Source organism: Streptomyces sp. NPDC008139, assembly GCF_042957025.1.
Taxonomy (GTDB): Bacteria; Actinomycetota; Actinomycetes; order Streptomycetales; family Streptomycetaceae; genus Actinacidiphila.
In genome coordinates, this window is record NZ_JBIBHM010000002.1 from 332,234 (window position 1) to 356,226 (window position 23,993).

General features: G+C 72.2%; 23 protein-coding genes, 1 pseudogene and 1 riboswitch. Of the genes and pseudogenes, 12 read left to right on the top strand and 12 right to left on the bottom strand.

What is annotated here, in order from left to right:
• Positions 1-10: 10 nt before the first annotated feature.
• Positions 11-1,105: a chemotaxis protein gene (locus ACFZBB_RS05385; protein ID WP_391118031.1), complete on the bottom strand. Its 1,095-nt coding sequence runs from the start codon at positions 1,103-1,105 to the stop codon at positions 11-13.
• Between the two features lie 61 nt (positions 1,106-1,166).
• On the bottom strand, positions 1,167-2,549 hold the full coding sequence (gene glsA / locus ACFZBB_RS05390) for a glutaminase A (RefSeq protein ID WP_391118033.1): 1,383 nt from the start codon (positions 2,547-2,549) through the stop codon (positions 1,167-1,169).
• Positions 2,550-2,767: 218 nt separating this feature from the next.
• Here glsA and ACFZBB_RS05395 point away from each other — a divergent pair, with 218 nt between their 5' ends.
• The 6 genes from ACFZBB_RS05395 to ACFZBB_RS05420 all read left to right on the top strand — a co-directional run bounded on the left by ACFZBB_RS05395 (position 2,768) and on the right by ACFZBB_RS05420 (position 8,251).
• On the top strand, positions 2,768-3,433 hold the full coding sequence (locus tag ACFZBB_RS05395; protein ID WP_391118036.1) for a hypothetical protein: 666 nt from the start codon (positions 2,768-2,770) through the stop codon (positions 3,431-3,433).
• Between the two features lie 113 nt (positions 3,434-3,546).
• The gene (locus tag ACFZBB_RS05400; protein ID WP_391118038.1) at positions 3,547-4,554 is read left to right on the top strand and encodes a DUF4129 domain-containing protein; all 1,008 of its coding nucleotides are present in this window, start codon (positions 3,547-3,549) and stop codon (positions 4,552-4,554) included.
• Complete coding sequence (locus ACFZBB_RS05405; RefSeq protein WP_391118040.1) at positions 4,551-5,069, top strand: hypothetical protein; 519 nt, start codon at positions 4,551-4,553, stop codon at positions 5,067-5,069. Before ACFZBB_RS05400 ends, ACFZBB_RS05405 begins: the two co-directional genes overlap by 4 nt.
• A 97-nt stretch (positions 5,070-5,166) precedes the next feature.
• Complete coding sequence (locus ACFZBB_RS05410; RefSeq protein WP_391118042.1) at positions 5,167-6,189, top strand: AAA family ATPase; 1,023 nt, start codon at positions 5,167-5,169, stop codon at positions 6,187-6,189.
• Positions 6,186-7,535, top strand: coding sequence for a DUF58 domain-containing protein (locus tag ACFZBB_RS05415; RefSeq protein WP_391118044.1), 1,350 nt, complete (start codon positions 6,186-6,188; stop codon positions 7,533-7,535). The genes ACFZBB_RS05410 and ACFZBB_RS05415 overlap by 4 nt, the downstream gene beginning before the upstream one ends.
• The gene (locus tag ACFZBB_RS05420) at positions 7,532-8,251 is read left to right on the top strand and encodes a hypothetical protein (protein ID WP_391118046.1); all 720 of its coding nucleotides are present in this window, start codon (positions 7,532-7,534) and stop codon (positions 8,249-8,251) included. The genes ACFZBB_RS05415 and ACFZBB_RS05420 overlap by 4 nt, the downstream gene beginning before the upstream one ends.
• 51 nt (positions 8,252-8,302) lie before the next feature.
• Here ACFZBB_RS05420 and ACFZBB_RS05425 read toward each other — a convergent pair whose 3' ends face one another.
• On the bottom strand, positions 8,303-8,680 hold the full coding sequence (locus ACFZBB_RS05425) for a DUF1801 domain-containing protein (RefSeq protein ID WP_391118048.1): 378 nt from the start codon (positions 8,678-8,680) through the stop codon (positions 8,303-8,305).
• A gap of 328 nt (positions 8,681-9,008) precedes the next feature.
• Here ACFZBB_RS05425 and ACFZBB_RS05430 point away from each other — a divergent pair, with 328 nt between their 5' ends.
• Both ACFZBB_RS05430 and ACFZBB_RS05435 read left to right on the top strand, forming a co-directional pair.
• Positions 9,009-11,546, top strand: coding sequence for a glycoside hydrolase family 2 protein (locus tag ACFZBB_RS05430; RefSeq protein ID WP_391118050.1), 2,538 nt, complete (start codon positions 9,009-9,011; stop codon positions 11,544-11,546).
• Positions 11,543-12,129, top strand: a pseudogene (locus ACFZBB_RS05435) (substrate-binding domain-containing protein). Before ACFZBB_RS05430 ends, ACFZBB_RS05435 begins: the two are co-directional and overlap by 4 nt.
• 37 nt (positions 12,130-12,166) lie before the next feature.
• On the opposite strand, the gene ACFZBB_RS05440 reads toward ACFZBB_RS05435, so the two are convergent.
• Genes ACFZBB_RS05440 through ACFZBB_RS05450 form a run of 3 tightly spaced genes read right to left on the bottom strand, consistent with a single transcriptional unit; the run spans position 12,167 to position 15,263 of the window.
• The gene (locus ACFZBB_RS05440) at positions 12,167-13,063 is read right to left on the bottom strand and encodes a carbohydrate ABC transporter permease (RefSeq protein WP_355341031.1); all 897 of its coding nucleotides are present in this window, start codon (positions 13,061-13,063) and stop codon (positions 12,167-12,169) included.
• A complete protein-coding gene (locus ACFZBB_RS05445) occupies positions 13,060-13,965 on the bottom strand; it encodes an ABC transporter permease subunit (protein ID WP_391118052.1) in 906 nt (301 codons plus the stop codon). The genes ACFZBB_RS05440 and ACFZBB_RS05445 overlap by 4 nt, the downstream gene beginning before the upstream one ends.
• Entirely contained in the window at positions 13,932-15,263 is a 1,332-nt protein-coding gene (locus ACFZBB_RS05450; RefSeq protein WP_391118054.1) for an extracellular solute-binding protein, read from the bottom strand. Before ACFZBB_RS05450 ends, ACFZBB_RS05445 begins: the two co-directional genes overlap by 34 nt.
• A 351-nt stretch (positions 15,264-15,614) precedes the next feature.
• Here ACFZBB_RS05450 and ACFZBB_RS05455 point away from each other — a divergent pair, with 351 nt between their 5' ends.
• Positions 15,615-16,424, top strand: a complete 810-nt coding sequence (locus ACFZBB_RS05455) for a putative protein N(5)-glutamine methyltransferase (RefSeq protein WP_391118056.1) — start codon at positions 15,615-15,617, stop codon at positions 16,422-16,424.
• Between the two features lie 40 nt (positions 16,425-16,464).
• Here the strand turns inward: ACFZBB_RS05455 and ACFZBB_RS05460 are convergent, their stop codons facing one another.
• The 4 genes from ACFZBB_RS05460 to ACFZBB_RS05475 all read right to left on the bottom strand — a co-directional run bounded on the left by ACFZBB_RS05460 (position 16,465) and on the right by ACFZBB_RS05475 (position 19,589).
• Positions 16,465-17,607 (bottom strand): HoxN/HupN/NixA family nickel/cobalt transporter, encoded by a 1,143-nt coding sequence (locus ACFZBB_RS05460; protein ID WP_391118058.1) that lies wholly within the window; start codon positions 17,605-17,607, stop codon positions 16,465-16,467.
• A 103-nt stretch (positions 17,608-17,710) separates the two neighbouring features.
• Positions 17,711-18,529 carry a (2Fe-2S)-binding protein gene (locus ACFZBB_RS05465; protein WP_391118060.1) on the bottom strand — a complete coding sequence of 273 codons (819 nt, stop codon included), beginning with the start codon at positions 18,527-18,529 and terminating at the stop codon, positions 17,711-17,713.
• A 4-nt stretch (positions 18,530-18,533) separates the two neighbouring features.
• On the bottom strand, positions 18,534-19,397 hold the full coding sequence (locus ACFZBB_RS05470; protein WP_391118062.1) for a CbtA family protein: 864 nt from the start codon (positions 19,395-19,397) through the stop codon (positions 18,534-18,536).
• Between the two features lie 42 nt (positions 19,398-19,439).
• The gene (locus ACFZBB_RS05475) at positions 19,440-19,589 is read right to left on the bottom strand and encodes a CbtB-domain containing protein (RefSeq protein WP_188281174.1); all 150 of its coding nucleotides are present in this window, start codon (positions 19,587-19,589) and stop codon (positions 19,440-19,442) included.
• Positions 19,590-19,691: 102 nt separating this feature from the next.
• A riboswitch (cobalamin riboswitch) is annotated at positions 19,692-19,840 on the bottom strand.
• Positions 19,841-19,895: 55 nt separating this feature from the next.
• Between ACFZBB_RS05475 and cobF the strand changes: the two genes are divergently transcribed.
• Together cobF and ACFZBB_RS05485 are read left to right on the top strand one after the other, a co-directional pair.
• Positions 19,896-20,669 carry a precorrin-6A synthase (deacetylating) gene (gene cobF, locus ACFZBB_RS05480; RefSeq protein WP_391118064.1) on the top strand — a complete coding sequence of 258 codons (774 nt, stop codon included), beginning with the start codon at positions 19,896-19,898 and terminating at the stop codon, positions 20,667-20,669.
• Positions 20,666-21,490: a cobalt-precorrin-6A reductase gene (locus ACFZBB_RS05485; protein ID WP_391118066.1), complete on the top strand. Its 825-nt coding sequence runs from the start codon at positions 20,666-20,668 to the stop codon at positions 21,488-21,490. The genes cobF and ACFZBB_RS05485 overlap by 4 nt, the downstream gene beginning before the upstream one ends.
• Here the strand turns inward: ACFZBB_RS05485 and ACFZBB_RS05490 are convergent.
• Complete coding sequence (locus ACFZBB_RS05490) at positions 21,402-21,818, bottom strand: MerR family transcriptional regulator (protein ID WP_391118068.1); 417 nt, start codon at positions 21,816-21,818, stop codon at positions 21,402-21,404. The two genes, ACFZBB_RS05485 and ACFZBB_RS05490, sit on opposite strands and share 89 nt — an antisense overlap.
• A 165-nt stretch (positions 21,819-21,983) precedes the next feature.
• Here ACFZBB_RS05490 and ACFZBB_RS05495 point away from each other — a divergent pair, with 165 nt between their 5' ends.
• Positions 21,984-23,057, top strand: coding sequence for an alkene reductase (locus ACFZBB_RS05495; protein ID WP_391118070.1), 1,074 nt, complete (start codon positions 21,984-21,986; stop codon positions 23,055-23,057).
• A 12-nt stretch (positions 23,058-23,069) separates the two neighbouring features.
• Here the strand turns inward: ACFZBB_RS05495 and ACFZBB_RS05500 are convergent, their stop codons facing one another.
• On the bottom strand, positions 23,070-23,963 hold the full coding sequence (locus tag ACFZBB_RS05500; protein WP_391118072.1) for an NAD(P)H-binding protein: 894 nt from the start codon (positions 23,961-23,963) through the stop codon (positions 23,070-23,072).
• Between the last annotated feature and the right edge of the window lie 30 nt (positions 23,964-23,993).

Consider the following 23,993-nt stretch of genomic DNA (forward strand, 5'->3'; position numbering starts at 1 on the left):
GCGCGGGCCGTCAGTAGCGCAGCACGGCCGCGATGTGGTGGGAGCCGTTGAGCATCGCGTCGGGGACGAAGTGCACGCGGGCGCCGGTGTCGAGGGCCTGTTCGGCGATCTCGTCGACGATGTCCTCACGGGCGCCCGGGGTTTCGGGCGTGGCGGGGACGAGGTGGTCGGCGTCGTCGCGGACGGTGGTGCGGTAGTCGTCCTCGATGACGACGACGGCGGCGCGGCCCTCGACGACGGACTGCCAGACCTCGTCCACGCCCGCGGCGAAGGTACGGCGGCCTCGGGCGGCGTCGAGTTCCGCGAGGACATCGGAGACGTCCTGGTCGGCGCGCTCGCGGACGGCGGGCAGCACGGCCTGCCGGACGGCTTCGGCGGGGCCCTTGGACAGGCCGCCCTGGAGGACCCGGACGGCCTCCTTGGCATCGGGGCTGACCTCGTCCAGGACGGCGAGGGCCTCGGCCTCCGCGACGACGTAGAGGGGCCGCGGCTCGTCCGTGAGCACCGTACCGACGGCGTCGGCGACCTCGCGCAGATAGCGGCGGGTCTCCTCGTCGTTGAAGGTGCTGGGCCGGTCGCCGATGCGCTCCTCGCGCTCGATGTCGGTGTCGGGCAGCGACCGGGTCTTCGGGAAGCCGCTCGCGGCGTGCTCGGTCAGCCGCTCCCGGCCGCCGCCCCACAAGGTGGCGTGGTCGGCGGAGACCGCCAGCACCCAGTACGGCCGGTCGGCCGCCTGCGCGGCGATGAGATTACGGGTCAGGAAGGTCTGCGCGAGCAGCACCCGCTCGGGAACCGAGCGGTCCAGCGACCACACCTGGTGCTCACCGGGCGCCGCGAAGATCGCCAATCCGTCCTCGGCGTGCACCAGGTCCACCTCGGCCAGCGCCTTGTCCAGCTGCTCGACCACATCGATCCGGTCGGCCCTGGACACCTCGGGGTCGGACTCCACCTCGTCCTTGGCCCGCGCGATGAGATTGCGCAGGCGTACGGCGTCCTGCGCGTTGTCCGGCTCCCGTCGGTGCGTCGGCATCAGCACGGAGACGGCGGGGTAGTGCCGCGGACGGCGCAGGTCGGCGAGGGTGGCGGGGCTGAGAGGCGAGTGCATGGCAGGCCCTTCCGGCGAAGTCCCCCCGGACATGAAATCCCTTTGTCTCTTTATGGATATCTCACTGGGGCAGTGGCCGCAGCTCGTACAGCAGCGCGTCCTCCGCCCACGCCAGCGCGTCCTCCACGCTGTCGTGCCGTACCGCGACACCGCCCCAGTGCTGGTCCGGAGCGCCGACCAGGGCGACCTGGTGCCCCGCCGCCGAGATCCGCTCGAAGGCGTTGCCGAGCATCAGCCCGGCCACCGGATGGACGTGCGTCACGCGCTCCATGTCGACCACCACCCAGCCGGGCACCAGCGGCACGGCGCTCGCCAGCGTGTGCAGCAGCCGCTCCGCCGCGGGGAAGTCCACCTCGCCGCGGGCGGCCACCAGCACCACCCGGTCGCCGTCCCGGTCCAGCAGGTCGCGGTCGGCCGTCACCCGCTCCCGCCCGGAGGAGACCCGGGTCCCCGTACCGCCGCTGCCGCCCGTGCCGACCCGCGTCACGGTGTCCGCGCCCGGCGCCGGGTGGTGCATCAGATGCATGCCGAACCGCCGCGACAGCTCCCGCAGCGCGACCACCCCGCGGACCGTACTGCCGGTACGGTCCAGCGGCGGGCTGTAGCAGGCGATGCCGAACCGGGCCGGGCTGGCCGCCGCGAGCCCGCCGGACACCCCGCTCTTGGCGGGCAGCCCCACCCGCACCAGCCAGTCACCGGCCGCGTCGTACATCCCGCAGGTCGCCATCACCGACAGCACCTCGACGGCCACCTGCTCGGCCACCACCCGCTCGCGCGTCACCGGATTGACCCCGCCGTTGGCGAGCGTCCCCGCCATCACGGCCAGATCGACGGTGTTCACCAGCACCGAGCACTGCCGGAAGTACACCTCGGCCGCCTCCACCGGATCGGTGCGCAGCGAACCGGCCGCGTGCATGAGATACGCCAGCGCCCGGTTGCGGTCGCCGGTGGCCGCCTCCGAGCGGTAGACGTCCTCGTCCACGGTGAGCCGCCGTCCGGCGAAGGCGCTCAGCGCGTCGAGGATGCGCGCGGACCGTTCGCCCGGAGAGGCGGCCGGTACGAGATTGGTCGTCGCGATGGCCCCCGCGTTGATCATGGGGTTGGCGGGGCGGCCGGTGCCGTGCTCCAGGCTGATCGCGTTGAAGGCGTCGCCACTCGGCTCGTTGCCCACCCAGCGGGTCAACTCATCGAGGCCCAGCTCGGACAGGGCCAGCGCGTGCACGAACGGCTTGGACACCGACTGCACGGTGAACTCGGTACGTGACCTGCCCGCCTCGTAACGGTGGCCGCCCATGCTCACCAGCGCGATGCCGAAGTCGTCCGGGTCGGCCAGCGCGAGCTGCGGGATGTACGACGCCACCTCGCCGTCCCGCAGCGGGAGCAGCCGCCGGTGCACCTCGGCCAAGCCCTCGCTGACCACGTCGAACGCCACCGGATCGGTCATGGCCTCATGCTCGGCCCGCCCCGCCGACCCCGCAAACGCGGAATGCCCGCGGCGGACACCCCATCGCAGGGCCGGTGCGGACACCCCACCGCCGGGCCCGGCGCGTCACCCGTACGGCACCGCGCACGCTGCGCGCCGCCCGGGCACCCCGCACGGTGGAGGGGCGGCCGGAGCGTGTGCCCGGCCGGTGACCAGCGCAGAAGCCGGAGGGGAAGCCCGTGAGCCGACGTCGTACCGAGGGGACCCGCGCAGGAGAAGCCGGTGACGGACGGGCCCGTACGGCCCGCTCGCGCCGCCTGCGCTCGCTGACCGCGGCGGTGCTGGTGGCCATGGCGGCCGGCGGCCTCGCGCTCGTGTCGGCCTGCGCCAACTCCTCCGGCAACAGCTCGACCGGAGCGACGACGCCCGGCGCCCCGCCCAGCACCGGGAACTTCTCCGGCACCCTGCCCTCCCCGCTGGACTCCCTCGCCTCCGCCGCCCAGCAGACCGCCTCCGCCGCGCAGTCCTCCGCGAAGGCCGCCGCCTCCAGCTTCGAGGCGTCGGTGGAAGCGGGCGCGGGCAGCGCCGCGGCCGAGGCGAAGTCGGAGCTGGCCAAGGTCGACGGGCAGGGCAACGCCGTCAAGGACGTCCAGCTCACCGGCTTCCCCAAAGCCAGGACCGGCGGCCTCAACGCCGTCCTGGTCAGCATCACCAACACCACCGACACGAAGGCGTCCTTCGCCGTCAAGGTCGAATTCGCCGACTCCGACGGCGCCGTCGTGGACTCCACGGTCGTCGGCGCCCGCGACGTCGAGCCCGGCAAACACGCCCAGCCGGTCGCCTTCAGCACGAAGGACCCCGACAAGACGCTCTTCCCGCGCGTGGCCCAGGCCCAGCGCTACTGAAGGACGCCCCGGCCCGCTCCCGCCCTCCGTCAGGGCGTCCGCCCCGGCGGGGGGCCTGCTGACAGCCCTGGACTCGTGTGCGAAGCTGCCTTCCGCGACAAGGGGAGGTGGCGGTGGGACGGGCGGGGAACGGGGGAGGGCCGCGGACGAGCGCCGGGGCACGGGCGGCGCTCGGCGTCCTGGTGATCGCGGGTCTGGCGCTCAGCGCCCTGGTGCTGCGGCCCGAGGGCAAGGCGTTCGGCAAGGGCGGCGGACCGCTCGGCGGCAATGTGTTCGTGGTGGCGCTCGGCCTCGCGTGGTTCATCGGCGCGCTGATGCTCCACAACCGCTATGTGCTCCAGGTCGGTGACGACGCGGAGTCCGACCCGCTGCGGCAGCGGCTCGTGGACGTGGTCCGCGCCGCACTGCTGGGCGCCGCCTTCGTCGTCCCGCTGCTGATGTTCGTCATGCACCGGTTCCACGCCTCCGGCCGTACCCCGGGCGGCGGCAAGGACCGTAAGTGGCGCGACACCACCGCGCCGACCCCCAGCGCCCCCACACCGCCGCGTCCGCTCAAGAGGCACCAGGACAACCACGGCTTCCCCTCCTGGCTGACCCACGTCCTGATCGGCATCGGCATCGGACTGCTGGTGCTGGCCGTCGTCCTCGCCGCCGTACTGCTCTGGCGCTATCTGCGGTCGGGCGAGGCCGAGCGGCAGGACGGCCCCGGGTACGACCAGGCCGACGACGAGGACGAACTGCTCGCCGAGGCCGTGGAGTCCGGCCGCCGGGCGCTGCGGGACGACGCCGACGCGCGCGCCGCCGTCATCGCCTGCTACGCCGCCATGGAACGGTCCCTCGCCGCCTCCGGCATCGCCCGCCGCGCCTCCGACAGCCCGCAGGACCTGCTCGAACGGGCCGCCACGGCAGGCCGGTTGGCGGGCCCGAGCGCGGCGGCGCTCACCGCGCTCTTCCGTGAGGCGCGCTACTCCACCCACCCCATGGACGACGGCCACCGGGACCGCGCCGCGCGGGCACTCACCGAGATCGCCGCCCAACTCGCCCCGGACGAGGCCGCGTCGGGCGACGGCGGCGGTTCCGGGAAGCGGACCACCGAAGCAGCCGCGGAGGCCGCACAGTGAAAGAACGCCTCCAGCGGGCGGCGGGCCCGCCCGGTTCCGTACGCCACTCGCTGACCCTGCTGGGCTGCCTCGTCGTCGCCGCCGAAGTGCTGCTCGCGCTCACCGACGGCCTCGTCGCCGCGGCCACCGGCCTCGCCCTGATCACCGTTGTCGCGCTGGGCGTCGCCCGGTACGTCGGCGGCGCGGGCGCGCAGGACAGCGGATACCGCAAGTCCGTACGCCTGCTCGGCGGTCGCGCCCCGGCGCTCGGCGAATGGCCGCGGGTCGTCCGCAAGGCGCTCGGACCCGAAGGCGCCCTGCACTTCCACTCCACGCTCCGCCCGCAGTTGCAGCGGCTCTTCGCGGCCCGGCTCGCCGAGCGGCACGGGGTGCTGCTGCGCAAGACCCCCGACCGGGCCCGCGCGATCGTCGGTCCCGACCTGTGGCCGTGGATCGACCCGACGACCGGCCCGCCGCAGCCGGCGATTCCCGAAGCCGTACTGCGGGCGCTGCTCGACCGGCTGGAGACGCTGTGACCGCGCCCGCGCCCGGATTCCGCGCCGCCGCCGCACGCCGCCCCGCCCCCGTATCCCGTTTCACGACGCTCCACGACCAGGCAAGGTGAGGACCGCAGTGACCAGCTCCGAGCGCATATCCGACCACGGCGCCGACGCCCTGAGCCCGCGGCAGGCGGGTGAGAGGGCCGCCGAGGTGCTCGCCGAGATCCGCACGGCCGTGGTCGGCAAGCCGGAGCCGCTGGAACTGGTCATGCTCGGCGTGCTCGCGGGCGGCCACGTCCTCATCGAGGACCTGCCGGGCCTCGGCAAGACGCTGCTGGCCAGATCCTTCGCCACCACCCTCGGACTGGATTTCCGCCGCATCCAGTTCACCCCCGACCTGCTGCCCTCCGACGTCACCGGCGCGCCCTTCTACGACCAGCACAGCGGCGAGATGGTCTTCAGGCCCGGCCCCGTCTTCACGCACCTGCTGCTCGCCGACGAGATCAACCGCACCCCGCCCAAGACCCAGGCCGCCCTGCTGGAGGCGATGGCCGAGTCGCAGGTGTCGATCGACGGCAGCACCCGCGAACTGCCCGACCCGTTCGTGGTGATCGCGACCGCCAACCCCATCGAGTACGAGGGCACGTACACGCTCCCCGAGGCGCAGCTCGACCGGTTCCTGCTGCGGGTGCGGATGGGCTATCTGTCGGCGCCGCAGGAGACCGACATGCTGCGGTCCAGGATCGACAGGGCCGCGCCCGAGGCGAAGCTGCGCACCCTCAGCGGGCCGTCGCAAGTGCTGGCGATGCGCGCGGCGGTGGAGCGGGTCGAGGTCGAGGACGACCTGCTGGAGTACATCGTGGCGCTGGTCGGCGCGACCCGCGACCACGCGCACATCCAGGTCGGCGCGTCACCGCGCGGCGGTCTCGCGCTGGTCCAACTCGCCCGCGCCCGCGCCGTGCTCGACGGCCGGGACTACGTCACCCCCGAGGACGTGAAGTGGGTGGCGGTCCCGGCGCTCGCCCACCGCGTCACGCTCCGCCCCGAGTTGTGGGTCCGGCAGATCAACGCCGACGACGTGGTCCGGGAGATCGTGCAGTCCGTACCCGCCCCGCAGACCCTGCCGCTGGCGGCCCGTGACGCCGTCGCGTCATGACCGACCCCCACGCGGCCGTCGCCCGCGCGCTCGGCGGCGCCCAGCCTCCGCCCGGCGAGCGGCGCGCCGTGCCCGCCGAGCCACCGCCGCCGCCACCGACCGGCTGGCGCGCGGGCGAACGCGCCCTGCGGTACGGCACGGTGACCGCGGTCGCCATCGCCGCCGCCCTGCTGACCGGACGGCCGTGGCTGCTCGCGCTGGCCGCCGGCCCGCTGGTGCTGCTCGCGCTCTCACTCCCGTACGGCACGCGCACGGCACGGATGGACGTCACGGTCGACGTCGAACCGCGGCGGCTGTTCGAGGACGAGACCGTCACCGCCAGGATCACCGTCGCGTACGACGGCGACCGCGGGCGGCTCGACCCGGGAGTCACGCTGGGGCCCGGTGTGCGGCTCGACCATCTCACCGTGGGCAGTTCGCGCGTGGAACTGCGGCTGACCGCCGAGCGCTGGGGCCGCTGGACGCTCGGTACCGTCGACCTCGACCTCTACGACGCGGGCGGCACCGCCCGCCGCACGGTCCGCGCGGACCTCGGCGAGGTACGGGTGTTCCCCGTGCCGTCCCGTGCCGGGATGACGCCCATCCCGGTCCGCCTCCCGCAGCGGCTCGGCGAGCACACCGCGGCGCAGCGCGGCGAGGGCGTCGAGGTCACCGGCGTGCACCCGTACATCCGCGGCGAGCGGCAGCGGCGGATCAACTGGCCCGCCACGACCCGCCGCGGCTCCCTGCAACTCCAGCAGTTCGCCGCGGAGCGCGCCGCCGACACCGTCGTCATGCTCGACGGACTCGGTGACGTCCTCGACCCGGTCACCGGCACGTCCTCGCTGGACGAGACCTTCCGCGCGGCGGCCGGACTGGTCCGCGCCTATCTGCGCACCCACGACCGGGTCGGCGTCGTCTCGGTGGGCGGCACGACCCGCTGGCTCCAGCCGGGCAGCGGGGACGGCTACTTCTACCGGATCGTCGAGAGCGTCCTAGAAGTCCGCAAGGACATCTCCTACCGCACCGAGGGCGTGAGCAACCTCCCGCCGCCCGCGCTGCCCGAAGGCGCGATCGTGTACGTCTTCACGCCGCTCGCCGACCAGCGGATCCTCGACGTGCTGCATCGCGTGGCCGCGCGGGCCCTCGCCCTGGTGGTGATCGAGATCGCCACCGCGGACCCGTACATCGAACCCGGCGACGTCAACGCGGAGCTGGGCCTGCGGCTGTGGCGGTCCGAGCGGGACGCGACGCGCTTCGCGCTGAAGGAGCGCGGCATCGCGGTGGTCACCCACGAGCGCGGCGAGACCCTCGACCTGGCCCTGGCGCCGCTGGTGCGCACACGTATCCACGGAGCCAGGCGATGAGCGGTACGGCGGAGCGACCGGGCGCGGCCCCGGCACCCTCGCCCCTGACGCCCGCGGCCCCGGCCCCCTCGACCGACGCGGCCCCCGCACCCTCGGCGCCCGCCCTGGCGCCCGTGGCCCCCGCACCCTCGGCCGACGCGACCGCGGCGCCTTCGGTACCTTCGGCCCCCGCCCGGGCGGCCCGCCGCATCCGGCTTCCCGCCCAACTGCCCGCCCGCTGCCTGGCCGTGGCACTCGCCCTCGCGGCGTGCGACGCGCCGGAGGCCGTACGCCACTCGCTCGGCGCACAGGTGGCGCTGCTCGTGGTGGTCGGGGTCGCCTGGTGGGCGGCGCCGATGGTGGACGAGCGGCCGGTGCGCAATTCGATGCGCTGGACGAAGATCGCCGCCCGCCGCCGCTCCACCGTCCTCGCCGTGGGGTCGGTGGTGGCCGCGGCGGTCACCGATCCGCCGACCTGGCTGGCCGCCTGCGTCGTGGGCCTCTTCCTGGCGTATCTGCTGATCACCGACGACTGGACGCGGGGCTCGACCGCGCCGCGCGCCGCCCGTGGCCCGGCCCCGGCGCTGACCGCGGCGGCGGCCGTCGCCCTGACCTTCGTCTGCGCGACGGTGCCGGTGGCCGGTACCGACTGGGCACGGCTGCCCGCGGCGCTGGCCCTGGCGGCGACGGCCGGCTGCGTCGCCCTGGCCGTGCGCGGCCGACGCGGCCCGCGCTGACCGCCGCCTCCTCGCGCCGTGCGGCCTCGCCGCGTGGTGTGCCTCCCGCGCTCAGGCCGACTCCGCCGCGGCCAGCGCGCGGGCCTGGGCGAGCCACCGCGTGAACAGTTCGGCGTCCACGTCGTCCAGAGCGCGCAGCTTGACCGAGGCCATGGCCCGCGCGCCCGGCTCCAGCCGCCCGCTGCCGTCCTCGACCTGCTGGCCCTGCCAGAGCCCGAAGGTCACATAGGAGCCGTACGCCTTGAGCAGGCAGACCGGTGCGACGCCCGGCGCTCCGCCAAGGCTCCACACCGGGTGGCCGTGCCACATGGCGCCGGGCGCGTCCGGCAGCGCGGCCTCGATGATCTCCCGCGCCTTCGTGCCGACTTCGCGCAGCGGCTCCTCCAGGGCGGCGAGGTAGTCGGTGACGGTGGTGGTGGACTTGGCCATGCGGATCACTCCCGAGCGTCGGATACGGCTTGTGCGGGGTTGACCGGCGCGGCGTCCGAAACTCATCGCCTCCGGCGGAGGCTTTTTTCACCACTACGGTCAGCCGGGCCCCGCACCGACCCCTTACCGGCGTGTGGGCGTCCCTGTATCGGTTCAGCAAAACCCCTGATATCAAGGGAACACACCGCTTCCCATCAGCACTTGTGGTGCTTTACCGTTTAATGGACAGCCGGTCGGCGGGGTCGCTAGGTTGGGCGCCGCGGGCCACGGGGCCGACAACCGGCCGGAAGCCGCCCGGCAGCAAGGCAACAGCAGGCAAGGAGCAGGGATGAAGGACGTCACGCCGATCGCCGACGGCTGGAGGCTGCGCCTTCCCGAGTCCGGGCCGGCAGCCGGAGCGGACGCCGCGCCCGCGCTCGGGTCCGGCACCGTACCCGCCGAGGTACCCGGCTGCGTGCACACCGACCTGATGGCCGCCGGGCTGCTGGAGGACCCGTTCCTCGACCGGAACGAGACCGCGGCGGCGTGGGTGGGACGGGCGGACTGGACGTACGAGACGGTGCTGCCGCCGCGCGCCACCGGGCACGAGCGCACCGACCTGGTCTTCGACGGCCTGGACACGGTGGCCGAGATCCGTCTCGGCGACACCGTTCTCGGCGCCACGCGCAACATGCACCGCGGTTACCGCTACGACGTCACCGAGCGGTATGGACCGGCGGGCGAGACCGCGCTGACCGTCGCCTTCACCTCCGCCTACACCGAGGCGGAACGGGTCCGCGCGCTGGTCGGAGACCGGCCCAACTCGTACACCGAGCCCTTCCAGTACATCCGCAAGATGGCCTGCTCCTTCGGCTGGGACTGGGGTCCGACGCTGGTCACCGCGGGGATCTGGAAGCCCGCGCGGCTCGAACACTGGTCGACAGCGCGGCTGTCGGGCGTCACCCCGCTGGTCACGGTGGCCGCCGACGGCACCGGACGGGTCGAGGCCCGGCTGGAGATCGAGCGCACCGCGTCCGGCCTGAACCGCCCGCTGACCGTCCGCCTGCGGGTGGGGGAGACGCGGGTCGAGGCCGACGTGCCCGCGGGCGCCGACCGGTTCACCGTCACCGCCGAGGTGCCCGGCCCCGAGCTGTGGTGGCCGCACGGCTACGGCGCCCAGCCGCTGTACGACTGCGAGGTCACCCTCGTCGACGCCGGGACCGAGGGCACCGACAGCGGAGACGGCGTCGCGCTCGACCACTGGCAGCGCCGTATCGGCTTCCGCACCGTCACCCTCGACACTGCCCCCGACGACAAGGGCACCCCCTTCACGCTGCTGGTCAACGGCGAGCCGATATTCGCCCGCGGGGTCAACTGGATCCCGGACGACGTCTTCCCGACCCGGATCACCCCCGACCGCTACCGCCGCAGGCTCCAGCAGGCGAAGGACGCGGGCGTCGACCTGATCCGCGTCTGGGGCGGCGGGATCTACGAGAGCGATGACTTCTACGACGCCTGCGACGAGGCCGGGCTGCTGGTCTGGCAGGACTTCCTGTTCGCCTGCGCCGCCTACTCCGAGGAGCAGCCGCTGCGTTCGGAGGTGGAGGCCGAGGCGCGGGAGAACGTGGCCCGGCTCGCCCCGCACGCCAGCCTCGTGCTGTGGAACGGCAACAACGAGAATCTGTGGGGCTTCCGCGACTGGGACTGGGAGCAGGATCTGGCGGGCGCGTCCTGGGGCGAGGGCTACTACCTGGGCCTGCTGCCCCGCGTGGTCGCCGAGACCGACCCCACCCGGCCCTACTGGGCGGGCAGCCCCTGGTCCGGCTCCTGGAACCACCACCCCAACGACCCGGCACACGGCACCGCCCACTCCTGGGAGGTGTGGAACCGCCGGGACTGGACCGGCTACCTGGAGGACGTGCCGCGCTTCGTCGCCGAATTCGGCTGGCAGGCGCCGCCCGCGTACGCCACGCTGCGCCGCGCGCTGACCGACGACCCGCTCACCCCGGACTCGCCCGGCATGCTGCACCACCAGAAGGCCGCCGACGGCAACGGCAAGCTGGACCGCGGCCTGGCCCACCACTTCCCGGCACCCGCCGACTTCGACACCTGGCACTACCTGACGCAGGTCAACCAGGTCCGCGCCATCGCGTGCGGCATCGAACACTGGCGCTCGCACTGGCCGGCCTGCGCGGGCACCGTCGTCTGGCAGCTCAACGACTGCTGGCCGGTGACCTCATGGGCCGCGATCGACGGCGACGAGCGCGAGAAGCCGCTCTACCACGAGCTGAAGCGGCTCTACGCGGACCGGCTGCTCACCGTCCAGGAGCGCGCCGACGGCCTGGTCGCGGCCGTCGTCAACCAGAGCGCGCGGGACTGGTCGGGCACGGCCATCCTGCGCAGGGTCGCGGTGGACGGCGCCGTACTCGCCGAGGCCCGGCTGCCGTTCACCGCGACGGCCCGCACGGTCGCCGAGATCGCCGTACCGCGCGACCTCGTACCACCGGGCGACAGCACCAAGGAACTGCTGACCGTCGAGGCCGAAGGGCCAGGCGGCGGCGAGGACGTCCGCGCCCTGTGGTTCCCGGCCAGGGACAAGGACTTCGCCTACCCCGCGCCCCGCTGGGACCTGGAGCTGGCCACCTTGGACGGCGGCGCCACCGAAGTGACCGTCACCGCACGTACGCTCCTGCGCGACCTGCTGCTCCAGGCCGACCGGCTCGACCCCGCGGCCCACGCCGACCGGGGCCTGGTCACACTGCTGCCCGGCGAGCGCGTCACGATCACCGTACGCGGCTGGGACCGGCCGGAGCCCGGAGCCGCCGCGGCCGCGCTGTACTGCGTCAACTCCGCGGTCCAGCGCACGGATCCGGGCGACGAGCGGTGAGCCCTCCGGCCGGGGAGCCGGGACGCCGCCCCACCATCAAGGACGTCGCCGCGCCGGCGGGCGTGTCCAAGGGGCGGTGTCCATGGCGTTCAACGGCCGTCCCGGCGTCTCGGAGACCACCCGCGCGCGGGTCCTCGCCGCCGCCTCCCAACTCGGCTGGGCGCCGAGCCAGTCGGCCCGCGTGCTGTCCGGTACGCGGGTCAACACCATCGGCCTGGTCATCGCCCGCCCGGCCAGGATGCTCGGCCTCGAACCCTTCTACATGGAGTTCATCTCCGGCATCGAGAGCGTCCTGGCCGACCACGACAGCGCGCTGCTGCTGCGCCTGGTCGGGGACGTGCCCGACGAGATGGGCCTCGCCGTCCCCCGTGACGTCTCGCTGCTCGCCTGGGACGACTCGCAGCTGTGCCAGCTCACCCTGCCGAAGCTGTCGGCGATGAGCCATGACGTCTTCGGCTTCGGCGCCGAGGTGGCCCGGCGGCTGCTGACCGTGCTGAACGGCGGCACACCCGGGACGGGACTGGTGGCCACCCCGGTACTGACCCCGCGCGAGAGCACCGCCCTGCCCGCCCGTACGACCTGACCGGCGTACGCCGGTCTGCTTCGCTCCTGCTGCGTCCCTACTTCGTCGCGCCTCTGGTGAATCCGTTGTAGATGAACCGCTGGAGGAACAGGAAGATCACCAGCGTCGGCACGATCACCAGGATCGCGCCCGCCGAGATGTCCTCCCAATGCGCGCCGTAGGGCCCCTTGAAGCGGAACAGCGATGTCGAGATGGTCCCCAGACTCTCCGACGGCATGTACAGGAAGGGGATGTAGAAGTCGTTGTAGACCGTGATCCCCTTGATGATCACCACCGTGGCGATGGCCGGTTTGAGCAGCGGCAGGATGATCCGCCAGTAGATCGTGAAGGTGTTCGCGCCGTCGATCCTGGCCGCCTCGTCCAGCGAGACCGGAATGCTCCGGATGAACTGGAGGAAGATGTAGATCGACACGATGTCCGTGCCCATGTACAGCACGATCGGTGCCCAACGGCTGTCGTACATGCCGAAGTTGTTCACGATCTTGAAGGTCGCCACCTGTGTCGTCACGCTCGGCACCAGCGAGCCGATCAGGAACAGCGCGATCACCAGCCGCCGCAGCCGGAAGTGGAACCGGTCGATCGCGTACGCCGCCATCGAGCCGATCAGCACCGTGCCCGCGATCGAGAAGACCAGGATGAACGCGGTGTTCCCGAACGCGCGGAGCATCTTCCCGGCCCGGAAGGCCGTCACATAATTGTGGTAGTTCAGCCAGTTGTGCGGCAGCGACAGCGCCCCGCCGTCCGCCGTCATCTCCTGCGACGTCTTGAGCGAGGTCAGGAACACCGCGACCAGCGGCAGCAGCACCACCGCGGAGGCCAGCACGAGCGAGAGGTACACCAGCGCCCTGACCAGCACCCTGCGGGTGCGCGCGGGCCGGTCGACGGTCTCCGGCGGCGGGGCCTGCGCCGTGTCGCGGACGAGCAGCGAGGTCATACGAGATCGTTCCTCTCGTCGGGCACCACGACGCGCTGCAACCAGGTCACCAGCAAGATGATCACCAGCAGGGCGACGGCCGCCGCCGAGGCCAGCCCCATCTTGTTGAACTCGAAGGCCAGCTTCACCGTCTGGATCACGAAGGTCTGAGTGCCCGCCGCGCCGCCGGTCATGATGTACGGGATCTCGAACGCCGACAGCGAGCCGGAGATCGCCAGGATCGCGCTCAGACTCAGCACCGGTTTGATGCCCGGCGCGATGATGTGCCGGAACTGCTGCCAGCGGTTGGCGCCGTCCAGTTCCGACGCCTCGTACAGCTCACCGGGGATCGACTGGATCGCGCCGAGGAACAGCACGAAGTTCAGGCCCATGAAGCGCCACACCGACACCGCGGACAGCGAGGTGTTCGCCGTCCGCCCGCTGCCCAGCCAGAAGTGGTGCCCGTGCACCCCGAAGGCGCTCAGCACGGTGTCGAGGGTGCCGTGCGGCTGGAAAAAGTACAGGAAGACGAAGCCGATCGCGACCCCGTTGAGCAGGTAGGGGAAGAACAGCAGGCCCTTGAAGAGATTCCGGAACCGCAGGTCGAAGCTGAGCACGGTCGCGAAGTACAGCGCCAGCGCGATCTGCGCCACCGACGCCACCAGGTAGTAGACGCTGACGAAGAAGACCTGGAACAGCTCGGGCCTGGTGAACAGCTCCACGTAGTTCTTGGCCCCGACGTAGTTCCGGTCGGGGCTGACCCCGTCCCAGTCGGTGAAGCTGTCCCTGATCATGGTGCCGACCGGCAGGTAGGTGAACGTGATCAGCAGAGCGAGCGGCACCGCCAGGTACAGCCACGGCGTCACGGTCCGCCAGACCCGGGCGCGCGTCACAGGGCGGCGGTCTTCTGCGCGTTCGCCCACTTCTTGGCGAGGTCGGCGAAGATGCCGGGGAGATCACCACCCGCGGCGCCGCGCGCCACGTCGATCAGGTGCTGGCGGTACTCGGGCTTGTCGGTCATGCCGATCTCGGACTGGTTGTCGATCCTGGTGACCTTGGCGCTCTGCGCCTGCGACATCTCCACGAATCGCACACCGGCGTCCTGGAACGGCTTGAGGGCCGACGGCAGCGGCCCGCCCTTGAGGGTGGGGACGGCCTGATTGGTCTGCACGTAGCCGGACTTGTCGGTGAACCAGTCGATCCAGGCGCGGGCCGCCGCCTTGTTCTTGGAGTGGACGTTCACCGCCTCCTGGTAGTCGGGCGCCACCGGGGTGCAGAAGGTGCCGTCCTTCTGGGAGGGGAAGGGCATGTAGCCGATCTCCGACGGGTCGCGCCCGGCCTTCTTCGCCGCGTCCTGCATCTGCACGATGGACCACGAGCCCAGCCACATGGTGGCGATCTTGCCGGTGGCCAGCAGATTCTTGCTGTTCTCCCAGTTGGTGGTGGTCGGGTCCTGCTCGGAGAGCTTGTCGTGCACGATGGTGTAGAGCAGCGTGTCGCCGACGTTCAGGTCGGTGCCCGCGCGCCAGGGGTCCGGGTCGGTGGCGGGCTCGTCGGCCGCCTTGGCGTCGCAGGTGGCCGCGCCCTGCACCGAGGTCCAGGCGGTCAGCGGCCAGCCGTCCTTGTAGTTGGTGTAGTACGGCGTCGCGGAGGTCTTGGCCTTGACGGCCTTGAGGTCGGCGAGGAAGGCGTCGGGAGTGGTCGGCCAGTCGGTGACCCCGGCCTGCTGCCAGACGGCCTTGTTGTAGACGAAGCCCGCCGCGTTCGCGAAGTTCGCGATGCCGTAGACCTTGCCGCCGACCGTGGCCTTGCCGGTGAAGGTGTACTTCTTTCCCAACTCCTCGGCGCTGCCCAGCGAGGCGAAGAACTTCGGGTAGTCGTCGGTCTTGATGGCCGCCGGGATCATCAGCACATCGCCGTAGTTCGAGGTGTTCATCCGGATCTTCACCTCGCCCTCGTAGTCCGTGATCCCCTCGAAGGTCACCCGCACCTTCGGGTAGAGCTTGCTGAACTCGGCGGCGTACTTCTTCATCGTGCCGTCCTGCACGAGGTCGGTCCGCTGGGTGAGGACCTTGATGTCACCCGACACCGCCGACGGGTCGGCGGGCACGGTGGCGGTACCGCCCTTGGACGTCGAGCCCCCGCCACCGCAACCCGCGGCGAGCAGCGCCATGGTCGCCAATAGCGACCCGGCGAGTGCCTTGCCCTTCATGTGCACCATCTCCGTCTCCACAGCGCGTACTTAAGCGATTCAGTGGCGGAACGACCGCACTATTGCATTGGGTTGTGGGCCGGTAAAGGGACTGATTCAGCGCTGATGCTTAACCGTTACATTGCGGTTCAGTGCACCGCCGTCCGAGGGCGCGGGTTCGGGGGACGGGCGCGGCGCGCCGTGGGGTAGGGTCGGTGCCGTCAGCGGCGGGCCAGGACCCGCCACAGCAGTGGAGATCAGCCGAGGAGGTGGGACCGATTACCGGTATCGCAGGCCGGGTGCTCCCGCCGTACGGCCGAGCGGTCTCTCCGACGTAGGTGAGGCCGGGGGAGTGCCCGTGGGCTTCCCGAAAGGCTCTACATGTCGGACTTCACCGCACCGTCGCCCGAATCCACCGTCGTCGCCGCGCTCAGGGCGGCGGGCTGCGTCTTCGCCGAGGACGAGGCGCGGCTGCTCATCGCGGCGGCCGGGACCCCCGAAGAACTCACCGCGATGGTCGCGCGCCGCGCGGACGGTCTGCCGCTCGAACACGTCCTCGGCTGGGCCGAGTTCGACGGACAGAGGTTCGCCGTGGACCCCGGCGTCTTCGTACCGCGCCGCCGTACCGAATTCCTCGTCCAGGTCGCGACCGGGCTCGCCGCGCCCGGCGCCGTCGTCCTGGACCTGTGCTGCGGCTCGGGGGCCGTCGGCGTCGCCCTGGCCACCGCGCTCGGCGGCGGCGTCGAACTGCACGCCGCCGACCTCGACCCGGCCGCGGTGCGCTGCGCCCGCCGCAATGTGGCCCGCGTCGGCGGGCGGGTGTACGAGGGTGACCTCTTCGCGCCGCTCCCGGCCGACCTGCGCGGACGGGTCGGGCTGCTGGCCGCCAACGTCCCCTACGTACCGAGCGAAGAGGTCGGCCTGCTGCCGCCCGAGGCCCGCGACCACGAGGCCCTGATGGCGCTCGACGGTGGCGCCGACGGCCTCGACGTCATGCGCCGCGTGGCCGCCCGGGCCACCGACTGGCTCGCCCCCGGCGGTTCCCTGCTGGTCGAGTCGAGCGAGCGGCAGGCCCGGCGGGCGGCCGGCCTCTTCACCGCCGCCGGACTCCGCGCGCACGTCACCGACTCGGACGAGCTGTACGCGACCGTCGTCGTCGGCACCCGCCCGCCGCTCGGGGCGGGCGGCTAGGGCCCGGCCCGCACCGAACGCGTCGTGGGCGGGCCGCCGGTCAGTCGGCCTGCTGGTCGGCGGTGCGCAGGCCCGCCGACCACTTCTCCTCGATGTTGCCGAACCGCCAGACGGCGAAGGCGACGGCCCAGGTGGCGAAGAACAGGCCCACGATGACGTAGCCGACGATGTTGAGGTCGATCCCGCCGACCCAGTCCCAGAAGGCGCCGTGGAACCCCGCCTTGTCCGCGACCAGGCCGAGGAGTTCGACGGTGCCGATGATGAGGGCGACGGCGACGGACAGGCCGGTGATGGTCAGGTTGTAGTAGACCTTGCGGACCGGCTTGGAGAACGCCCACTCGTAGGCGAAGTTCATGAACGAGCCGTCGATGGTGTCCAGCAGCGACATGCCCGCGGCGAAGAGCACCGGCAGGCAGAGGATCGCGTACCAGGGCAGCCCGGACGCCGCGCCGGAGCCCGCGAGCACCAGCAGCGCGATCTCGGTGGCGGTGTCGAAGCCGAGGCCGAAGAGCAGGCCCAGCGGGTACATCTGCCACGGCTTGGTGATCGACTTCATGACCCGGCCCAGCAACCGGTTCATGAAACCGCGGTTGTTGAGCTGCTCCTCCAGTGCCGCCTCGTCGAAGTGGCCCTCGCGCATCTGCCGGAAGACCTTCCAGATCCCGGCCAGGATCACCAGGTTGATGAAGGCGATGACGTACAGGAAGGTGCCGGAGACGGTGGTGCCGATCCAGCCGGTGACGTTGTGGAGCTGGGAGTTGTCGTCCTCGACGGGGTTGGCGAGCGTCTTGATGCCGAGCGAGAGCAGGAAGGCCAGGCCGAAGACGATGCTGGAGTGGCCCAGCGAGAACCAGAAGCCCACCGACAGGGGCCGCTTGCCCTCGCCCATCAGCTTGCGGGTGGTGTTGTCGATCGCCGCGATGTGGTCGGCGTCGAAGGCGTGCCGCATGCCGAGGGTGTACGCGGTGACGCCGATGCCGATGCCGAAGGACTTGGTGCCGAGGCTGTAGTGCTCGGGGGCCACGATCGCCACCAGCGTGAACCAGCCGATGACGTGCAGGGCGAGGATGAAGGCGAACATGCCGCCGACCCTTGTCCACTCGGCGCGGGTCATCGAGCCGGCGATGCGACGCCAGCGGGACCCCGCTGGTGCCGGTGCGTCCGGAGACGTGGCGGTGGTCATTTCATCAGTCCTTTGTCGAAGCGGGCGAAGCCAAGCTAGACGCACCTCTGTCCTTGTTGCAAGGTACTGGCAATAAGGATGCCCACCCTGGCCCGCCCCAAGCTCAGCGGGGTGCCGATACCGCCGGCGCGAGGACGCAGTCGCCGCAGAGCCCGCCCGCGCCCCCCGGCGCGGCCCGGTAGATCAGGCAGCAACTGCGCCGGCGGAAAGGCGCGCCCGGTGCGCCCGTACGCGCCCCCGTGCTCGTACCGCGCAGCGGCGGCCGGTCCAGCAGCAGGGCGGCCAGCGACCGTACGCGCCCGGCGTCGGCGGGGCGCGCCGCGGCGAGCATTCCGGCGGCGCCGTTCAGCGCGGAGGCGCTGTTGCCCCACAGGATGTGCGGGGACACCTTGAAGGGCGCGAAGGCGTCGGCCAGTTCGCGCACCGGCCCGTCGAGCAGATGGCGGGCGAGGGCGGCGGCCAGGGCGTCCCCTCCCGCGGGCGCGCCGGGCGCCGTGCCGTGGCCGGTGTCCTGAGGCGCGTGCGGCAGCGACAGCGGGAAGGGGCCGCCCAGGACCGGCTGCCAGCGCAGATCGGCGAGCCGCAGGCCCGGCGCGACCTCGCCGCGCAGGACCGCGAGGGCCAGCGTCGGCGACAGCACCCGGGCGACCAGGCCGAGGTGGGCCACGGACGCGGCGACCCGCGGTTCGACGGCCTCAGCCTCCCGGCCGCCCGCCGCCGCGAGATACCGCCTGACCCCCGCCACCCGGTCGCCGAGCGCGGGTCCGCCGTCGGCCAGCTCAGCCATCGACCGCCAGGGAGCGCCGGTATCGGAATCGGCGCGGTGACCCTCGGCGGCGAAGAACGGGCCGAGGGACGCGAGATCCGCCGTCCGGGACGCCTCGGCGCGCGGCTCGGACGGCGGCGGCGCGTCGTCGTTCATCGGCTCACGCGCTGATCGGGTCCGTCCTGCCGGTCTGCGCGGCGGGGGCGGTGCGCGAGGCGAGCACCCGCTCGGCCAGCGGGCCGAAGGCCAGCCCGATCACCGTCCACAGCAGGAGCTGCGCGGCCACCGAGTAGAAGCGGAAGGAGAACAGCACATCGGCGGGGAATCCCGGATAGACGATCCGGCCCTTGTCGTCGGTGAGCGGCAGCGGCGTCTCCGTCGCGTGGTTGCCGAAATTCTCCTTGTTGTACGCCAGGTGGCCCAGTTGCGGCAGCAGCGCCATCACCACGCCGATCGCGACGACGAAGGCGGCGCCGGCGAGCAGGGTCGCGTTCCAGTTCCCGAACCGGGCCTGGAGCCTTCTGCCGAGCAGTGCCGCGCCGACCAGAAAGACCAGCGAACACACGACCATCACCAGATAGAGCCCGGTGCGGTCCTTGATGGTGTCCTCGTGCCCGATGGCGGGCGGGTTCGCCGGGTACTTGAGGAACGGCACCAGGTAGATGCCGAGGAATCCGCCGCCCGCGACCAGCAGGGCGAGATTGCGCGCCCGCAGATTGCCGACGCGCCCCAGGCAGACCGCGTAGGCGACCGCGAAGAGCGCGCCCATGGCCATGCCGAAGAAGATCATGCCGACGCCGATGCCCACGTCCGCCTGGACGGTGCGGCTGAACAGCTCGTGTCCCGCGTGCTCCATCGGCAGCCCGGCGGCTTTGTCGAGCGCGGCCTGCGCGTCGTCCCTGCCGCTCTCGTAGTCGATCGCTTTACTGATGTCCGGCTCCGCGAAGATCCGCGCGAAGAGGAATGCGAGCAGCCCTGCGACTGCGCCGACGACTATGCCGCGCAGGATGAGCTTCTTTTCCATGTCGAATTGTCCGTCTGTTCTGTCGGCTCCGTCGGCGCGAACTCAGTGGCAGGGGAAACCGAGGAAGTGCCGGGCGTCGTGGACGAACTCGTGGATGTGGGTGTCCTTGCCGAAGACGCTCACCGCGCCCTGGTCGACACCGATGAAGTAGTAGACGGCGAAAGCCAGGATCGCGGTGCCTACCAGCCACATCACGGCCTTCGAGACCGGCAGGACAACCGGTGTGGCGGTGGTGGTGGGAGCGGACACAGAGCTCACGGGTGGGCCTCCTTCAGGGATTCGGCGTCCCTCGATCGAATGGGGCGTTGTGACGGCGGAGTATCTGACTCACCGGCCACCTCCTCGATGACCGGCTACACAGTGGCGCGACCGTGCTGGATTTTCACCAGCTTCCTCACGCCATCACGTAATTGAGCGTAGGGGCTGTCGAACAGGCACGTCAATCGGGCCTGCGACGTTGTGACATACGCCCCTGACCGCTGTGCGAGACTCCGGACCGTGAAACAGATCTTCGTCATCGGTATCGGGGCGGGCGACCCGGATCAGCTCACCCTCCAGGCCGTACGGGCGATCGGCCGCACCGAGGTGTTCTTCCTGCTCGACAAGGGCGAGGAGAAGGCCGATCTGGTCGCGCTGCGCGAGGAGATCCTGCGGCGGCACGCCGTACGGCCGCACCGCGTGGTCGTCGCGCGCGACCCGGAGCGCGACCGGGACCGGACAACTCCCGGCTACGCGAACGCGGTTGACGACTGGCGACGGCGCCGCGCCGACATCTACGAGCGGCTGATCGCCGGGGAACTGCCGGACGACGGCTGCGGGGCGTTCCTCGTCTGGGGCGATCCGGCCCTGTACGACAGCACGTTGGGCATTCTCGAAGAGGTGCACGGCCGGGGGAACGCCGCGTTCGAGTGGACGGTGGTGCCCGGCGTCAGCAGCGTCTCGTCGCTGGCCGCCAAGCACCGCACGGGCCTCAACCAGGTCGGGCGGCCGGTGCAGATCACCACCGGGCGCAGGCTCGCCGACGGCGGGCTGCCGGACGGGGTGGACGACGTGGTGGTGATGCTGGACGCCCACCAGACCTTCGGGCGCTTCACCGGCCAGGGGCTGGAGATCTACTGGGGCGCGTATCTCGGCACGCCCGACGAGATCCTGCTGTCCGGACCGTTGGACGACGCCCTCGCGCAACGGATCAGCGACGTACGGGCGCGGGCCAGGGCGCGCAAGGGCTGGATCATGGACACCTATCTGCTGCGGCGCGGCGTCCCCAAGTGACCTCGCCCGGCGCGGAGTCGAGGCATGTGCTGATCCTCGGCGGTACGGGGGAGGCCCGGGGGCTCGCGGCGCTGCTCGCGGCCGATCCGGGGTTTGTGACGACGAGTTCGCTGGCCGGGCGGGTCGCGGAGCCCCGGCTGCCGGACGGCCGGGTCAGGATCGGCGGCTTCGGGGGAGCGGACGGGCTGGCCCGCTGGCTGCGCGAGGAGCGGGTGGACGCGGTGGTCGACGCCACGCATCCCTTCGCCGCCGTCATCAGCGCCCACGCGGCCGAGGCGGCCCGCGCCGTACGCCTGCCGCTGCTCGTGCTGCGCCGGCCGGGCTGGGCGGCCGGTCCCGGCGACCGCTGGCACTGGGCCGACTCCGTCGGGGACGCGGCGACCCTGCTGCCGAGCCTCGGGAGCCGTCCCTTCCTGACCACGGGGCGCGGCGACCTCGCGGCCTTCGCCGCGGCGCCCGCCTCATTCCTGCTGGCGCGGTCGGTCGACCCACCGGACCCGCCGCTTCCTCCGTACGTCCACGTCCTGCTGGCCCGCGGCCCGTTCACGGTGGAGTCCGAACGGGCGCTGCTGCGCGAGCACCGGATCGACGTCCTGGTCACCAAGGACAGCGGCGGTGCCGCGACCGCCCCCAAACTCACGGCGGCCCGTGAGGCGGGCATCCCCGTCCTGGTCGTCCGCCGCCCGCCCCCGCCGCAGTCCGTCCCCGTCGTCGCGACCCCCGCGGAGGCGGTCAGCCTGCTGCGTGCCCCACGCAGGACCTGGCAGCCTCCATGGGGGCCGTCCCCGCGAGGACCTGGTCGCGGTGGGTCCGCGCCGTGACCATCAGGGCGTCGAGGGTGTCGCGGGTGCGGACGAGGTCGTCGATATGGGCCGAGAGGCGGTCGCGCTCCAGGGCCATCCGGTCGAGGGCGGCGTCGGAGTTCTCCTTGCTGGGGGAGTCGACGCAAGGGAGCAGTTCGGCGATGGTGCGGCTGGACAGGCCCGCCGCGTAGAGGCGCTGGATGAAGGCGACGCGCTCGACCTCCTCGTCCGTGTAGTGCCGCTGCCCGCTGCCGCTGCGCACGCTGGTGAGCAGCCCCTGCTCCTCGTAGTAGCGCACGGACCGTACGCTGACCCCGGCCCGCGCCGCGAGTTCCCCGATCCGCACGATGTCCTCCCGGCTGTTCTCGCCGCCCGGGCGGTGGCTCCCGGGCGGTCTATGGCCTGCGTCACAGAGCTTGCCTCTGACGTCAATGTCAGGTTTTAGCGTAGCAGTCGCGTCCGGGAGACCGGGCGATACGGAAGTGACGCGCTACGCATGAAGGAGCCCGACGTGACGAACCTCTTCACCAGCTACCGGCTCGGCGGTCTGACCCTGCCCAACCGGCTGGTCATGGCCCCGATGACCCGGGTCAGGGCTGCGGCGGGCGGGCTGGCGACACCGTCGATGGCGGCCTATTACGCCCAGCGGGCGACCGCCGGGCTGATCGTCAGCGAGGGTGTGCAGCCGAGCGCGATCGGGCAGTCCAACCCGGGCACGCCGGGGCTGCACACCGACGAGCAGACCGCCGCGTGGCGCCCGGTGACCGACGCCGTGCACGCCAGCGGCGGCCGGATCTTCGCCCAGATCATGCACGGTGGCCGGGTCTCGCACCCCGACACCATCGGGACGCTGCCGGTCGGGCCCTCGGCCGTCGCCGCCGTGGGAGAGGTGTTCACCCCGACCGGCCCGCAGCCCGCCCCGACGCCCCGCGCCCTGGAGACCGCCGAGATCCCCGAGCACGCGCGGTCGTACGGCGACGCCGCCCGCCGCGCGGTCGACGCCGGGTTCGACGGGGTGGAACTGCACGGCGCCAACGGCTATCTGATCTCGCAGTTCCTCTCGTCCAACGCCAACCTGCGCACCGACGGGTACGGCGGCTCGGTCGTGAACCGGATCCGCTTCGCCGTCGAGGCGGTCGCCGCCACCGTCGAGGCCGTCGGCGCGGACCGTACCGGCATCCGGCTCTCGCCGGGCGCCACCTTCTGGGGCGTCCGGGAGGACGACGTACCGGAGTTGTACGCGGCGCTGCTCACCGAACTGGCGGCGCTCTCACCGGCGTACGTCCACCTGGAGGCGACCGCCGACGAGGAGGTGCTGACCGCTCTGCGCCGGGCGTGGCCCGGCACCCTGATCATGAACCCCGTGCTGCCGATGGGCCCCAAGCAGACGGGCCGGGATGACGCCGACCACTGGCTCGCGCTGGGCGCCGACCTGATCAGCTTCGGCCGCGGCTTCATCGCCAACCCCGACCTGGTCGAGCGGCTGCGCGTCGGCCTGCCGCTGGCCCCCGTCGACGAGGCCACCTACTACCAGGGCGGCGACGCGGGCTATCTCACGTACTCCTCCCACCAGTACGCGGCCTGAGGCCCTCGTCGGTCAGGCGGCCTCGACCGCGGGCCTGAGGACGTCCTCGCACCACTGCCGGAGCGTGGTGGGGGTGTCGACGGCGTGCTGCGGGGTGCGGGTGATCCCGTTGTCGAGGCCGCCGTCCTTGGCGATCGCCATGTCCAGCATGCCCTGGGCGATGGCCTCGGACATGCCCGCGCCGAGGAACCGCTCCTTGAACGGCCCCGCCGGGACCTGCTGGTAGCGGACCGGGAAGCCGAGGACGTCGGCGATCACGGCGGCCGTGTCATTCTGCGACAGGTCCTCGGGGCCAAGCAGCGGTACGTCCTGCCTGCCGCTCCACGAGGGGTCGAGCAGCAGGCGGGCGGCGACGGAGGCGATGTCGCGGGTGGCCACCGTGGGCATCGCGCGGTCGGGGGAGAGCGCGTTGAAGAATACGCCCTGCTCCTTGATCACTTGGGCCTGGCGCAGAAGATTGTCCATGAAGCTCGGCAGATTCAGGGACCGGAAGGCCGCGCCGGTCTCCGCGAGCCGGTCGTCCAGGGCCAGTGTGGCCGTCACATGCCCGGCCCGGTCCGCGTACGCGGTGCCGCGGCCCAGGGCGCTGACGCTGACGACGTGCTTGACGCCGTAGGCACGGATCGCCTCGACGGCGGGCCGGGCGAAGTCGGAGTACACCTCGTCTAGGGTGGCCGCGTGGTGGTTGGGCGGCGGCAGCCAGAACAGCGCGTCGGCGCCGTCGAGGGCGCGGGCCACGGCCTCGGGGTCGCCGTGCGAGCCCTGGACCACCTCCGCGCGCTCGCGGACGCCGGCGCTCAGCCGGGCGGGATCGCGCACGACGACGCGGACCGGCTCGTCGGCGGCGAGGACGCGGTCGACCACCTGGTGTCCGATATTTCCGGTAGGTGCGGTGATGACGATCATGAGTTCACTCCAGCGGCATGGGAAAAGGTC

Excerpts from the sequence above, each read along its gene's own strand:
- ACFZBB_RS05385 (WP_391118031.1), bottom strand. The coding sequence starts at position 1,105 with ATGCACTCGCCTCTCAGCCCCGCCACCCTCGCCGACCTGCGCCGTCCG.
- glsA (WP_391118033.1), bottom strand. The coding sequence starts at position 2,549 with ATGACCGATCCGGTGGCGTTCGACGTGGTCAGCGAGGGCTTGGCCGAG.
- ACFZBB_RS05415 (WP_391118044.1), top strand. The coding sequence starts at position 6,186 with ATGACCGACCCCCACGCGGCCGTCGCCCGCGCGCTCGGCGGCGCCCAG.
- ACFZBB_RS05420 (WP_391118046.1), top strand. The coding sequence starts at position 7,532 with ATGAGCGGTACGGCGGAGCGACCGGGCGCGGCCCCGGCACCCTCGCCC.
- ACFZBB_RS05425 (WP_391118048.1), bottom strand. The coding sequence starts at position 8,680 with ATGGCCAAGTCCACCACCACCGTCACCGACTACCTCGCCGCCCTGGAG.
- ACFZBB_RS05430 (WP_391118050.1), top strand. The coding sequence starts at position 9,009 with ATGAAGGACGTCACGCCGATCGCCGACGGCTGGAGGCTGCGCCTTCCC.
- ACFZBB_RS05440 (WP_355341031.1), bottom strand. The coding sequence starts at position 13,063 with ATGACCTCGCTGCTCGTCCGCGACACGGCGCAGGCCCCGCCGCCGGAG.
- ACFZBB_RS05450 (WP_391118054.1), bottom strand. The coding sequence starts at position 15,263 with ATGGTGCACATGAAGGGCAAGGCACTCGCCGGGTCGCTATTGGCGACC.
- ACFZBB_RS05455 (WP_391118056.1), top strand. The coding sequence starts at position 15,615 with ATGTCGGACTTCACCGCACCGTCGCCCGAATCCACCGTCGTCGCCGCG.
- ACFZBB_RS05460 (WP_391118058.1), bottom strand. The coding sequence starts at position 17,607 with ATGACCACCGCCACGTCTCCGGACGCACCGGCACCAGCGGGGTCCCGC.
- ACFZBB_RS05465 (WP_391118060.1), bottom strand. The coding sequence starts at position 18,529 with ATGAACGACGACGCGCCGCCGCCGTCCGAGCCGCGCGCCGAGGCGTCC.
- ACFZBB_RS05470 (WP_391118062.1), bottom strand. The coding sequence starts at position 19,397 with ATGGAAAAGAAGCTCATCCTGCGCGGCATAGTCGTCGGCGCAGTCGCA.
- ACFZBB_RS05475 (WP_188281174.1), bottom strand. The coding sequence starts at position 19,589 with ATGTGGCTGGTAGGCACCGCGATCCTGGCTTTCGCCGTCTACTACTTC.
- ACFZBB_RS05500 (WP_391118072.1), bottom strand. The coding sequence starts at position 23,963 with ATGATCGTCATCACCGCACCTACCGGAAATATCGGACACCAGGTGGTC.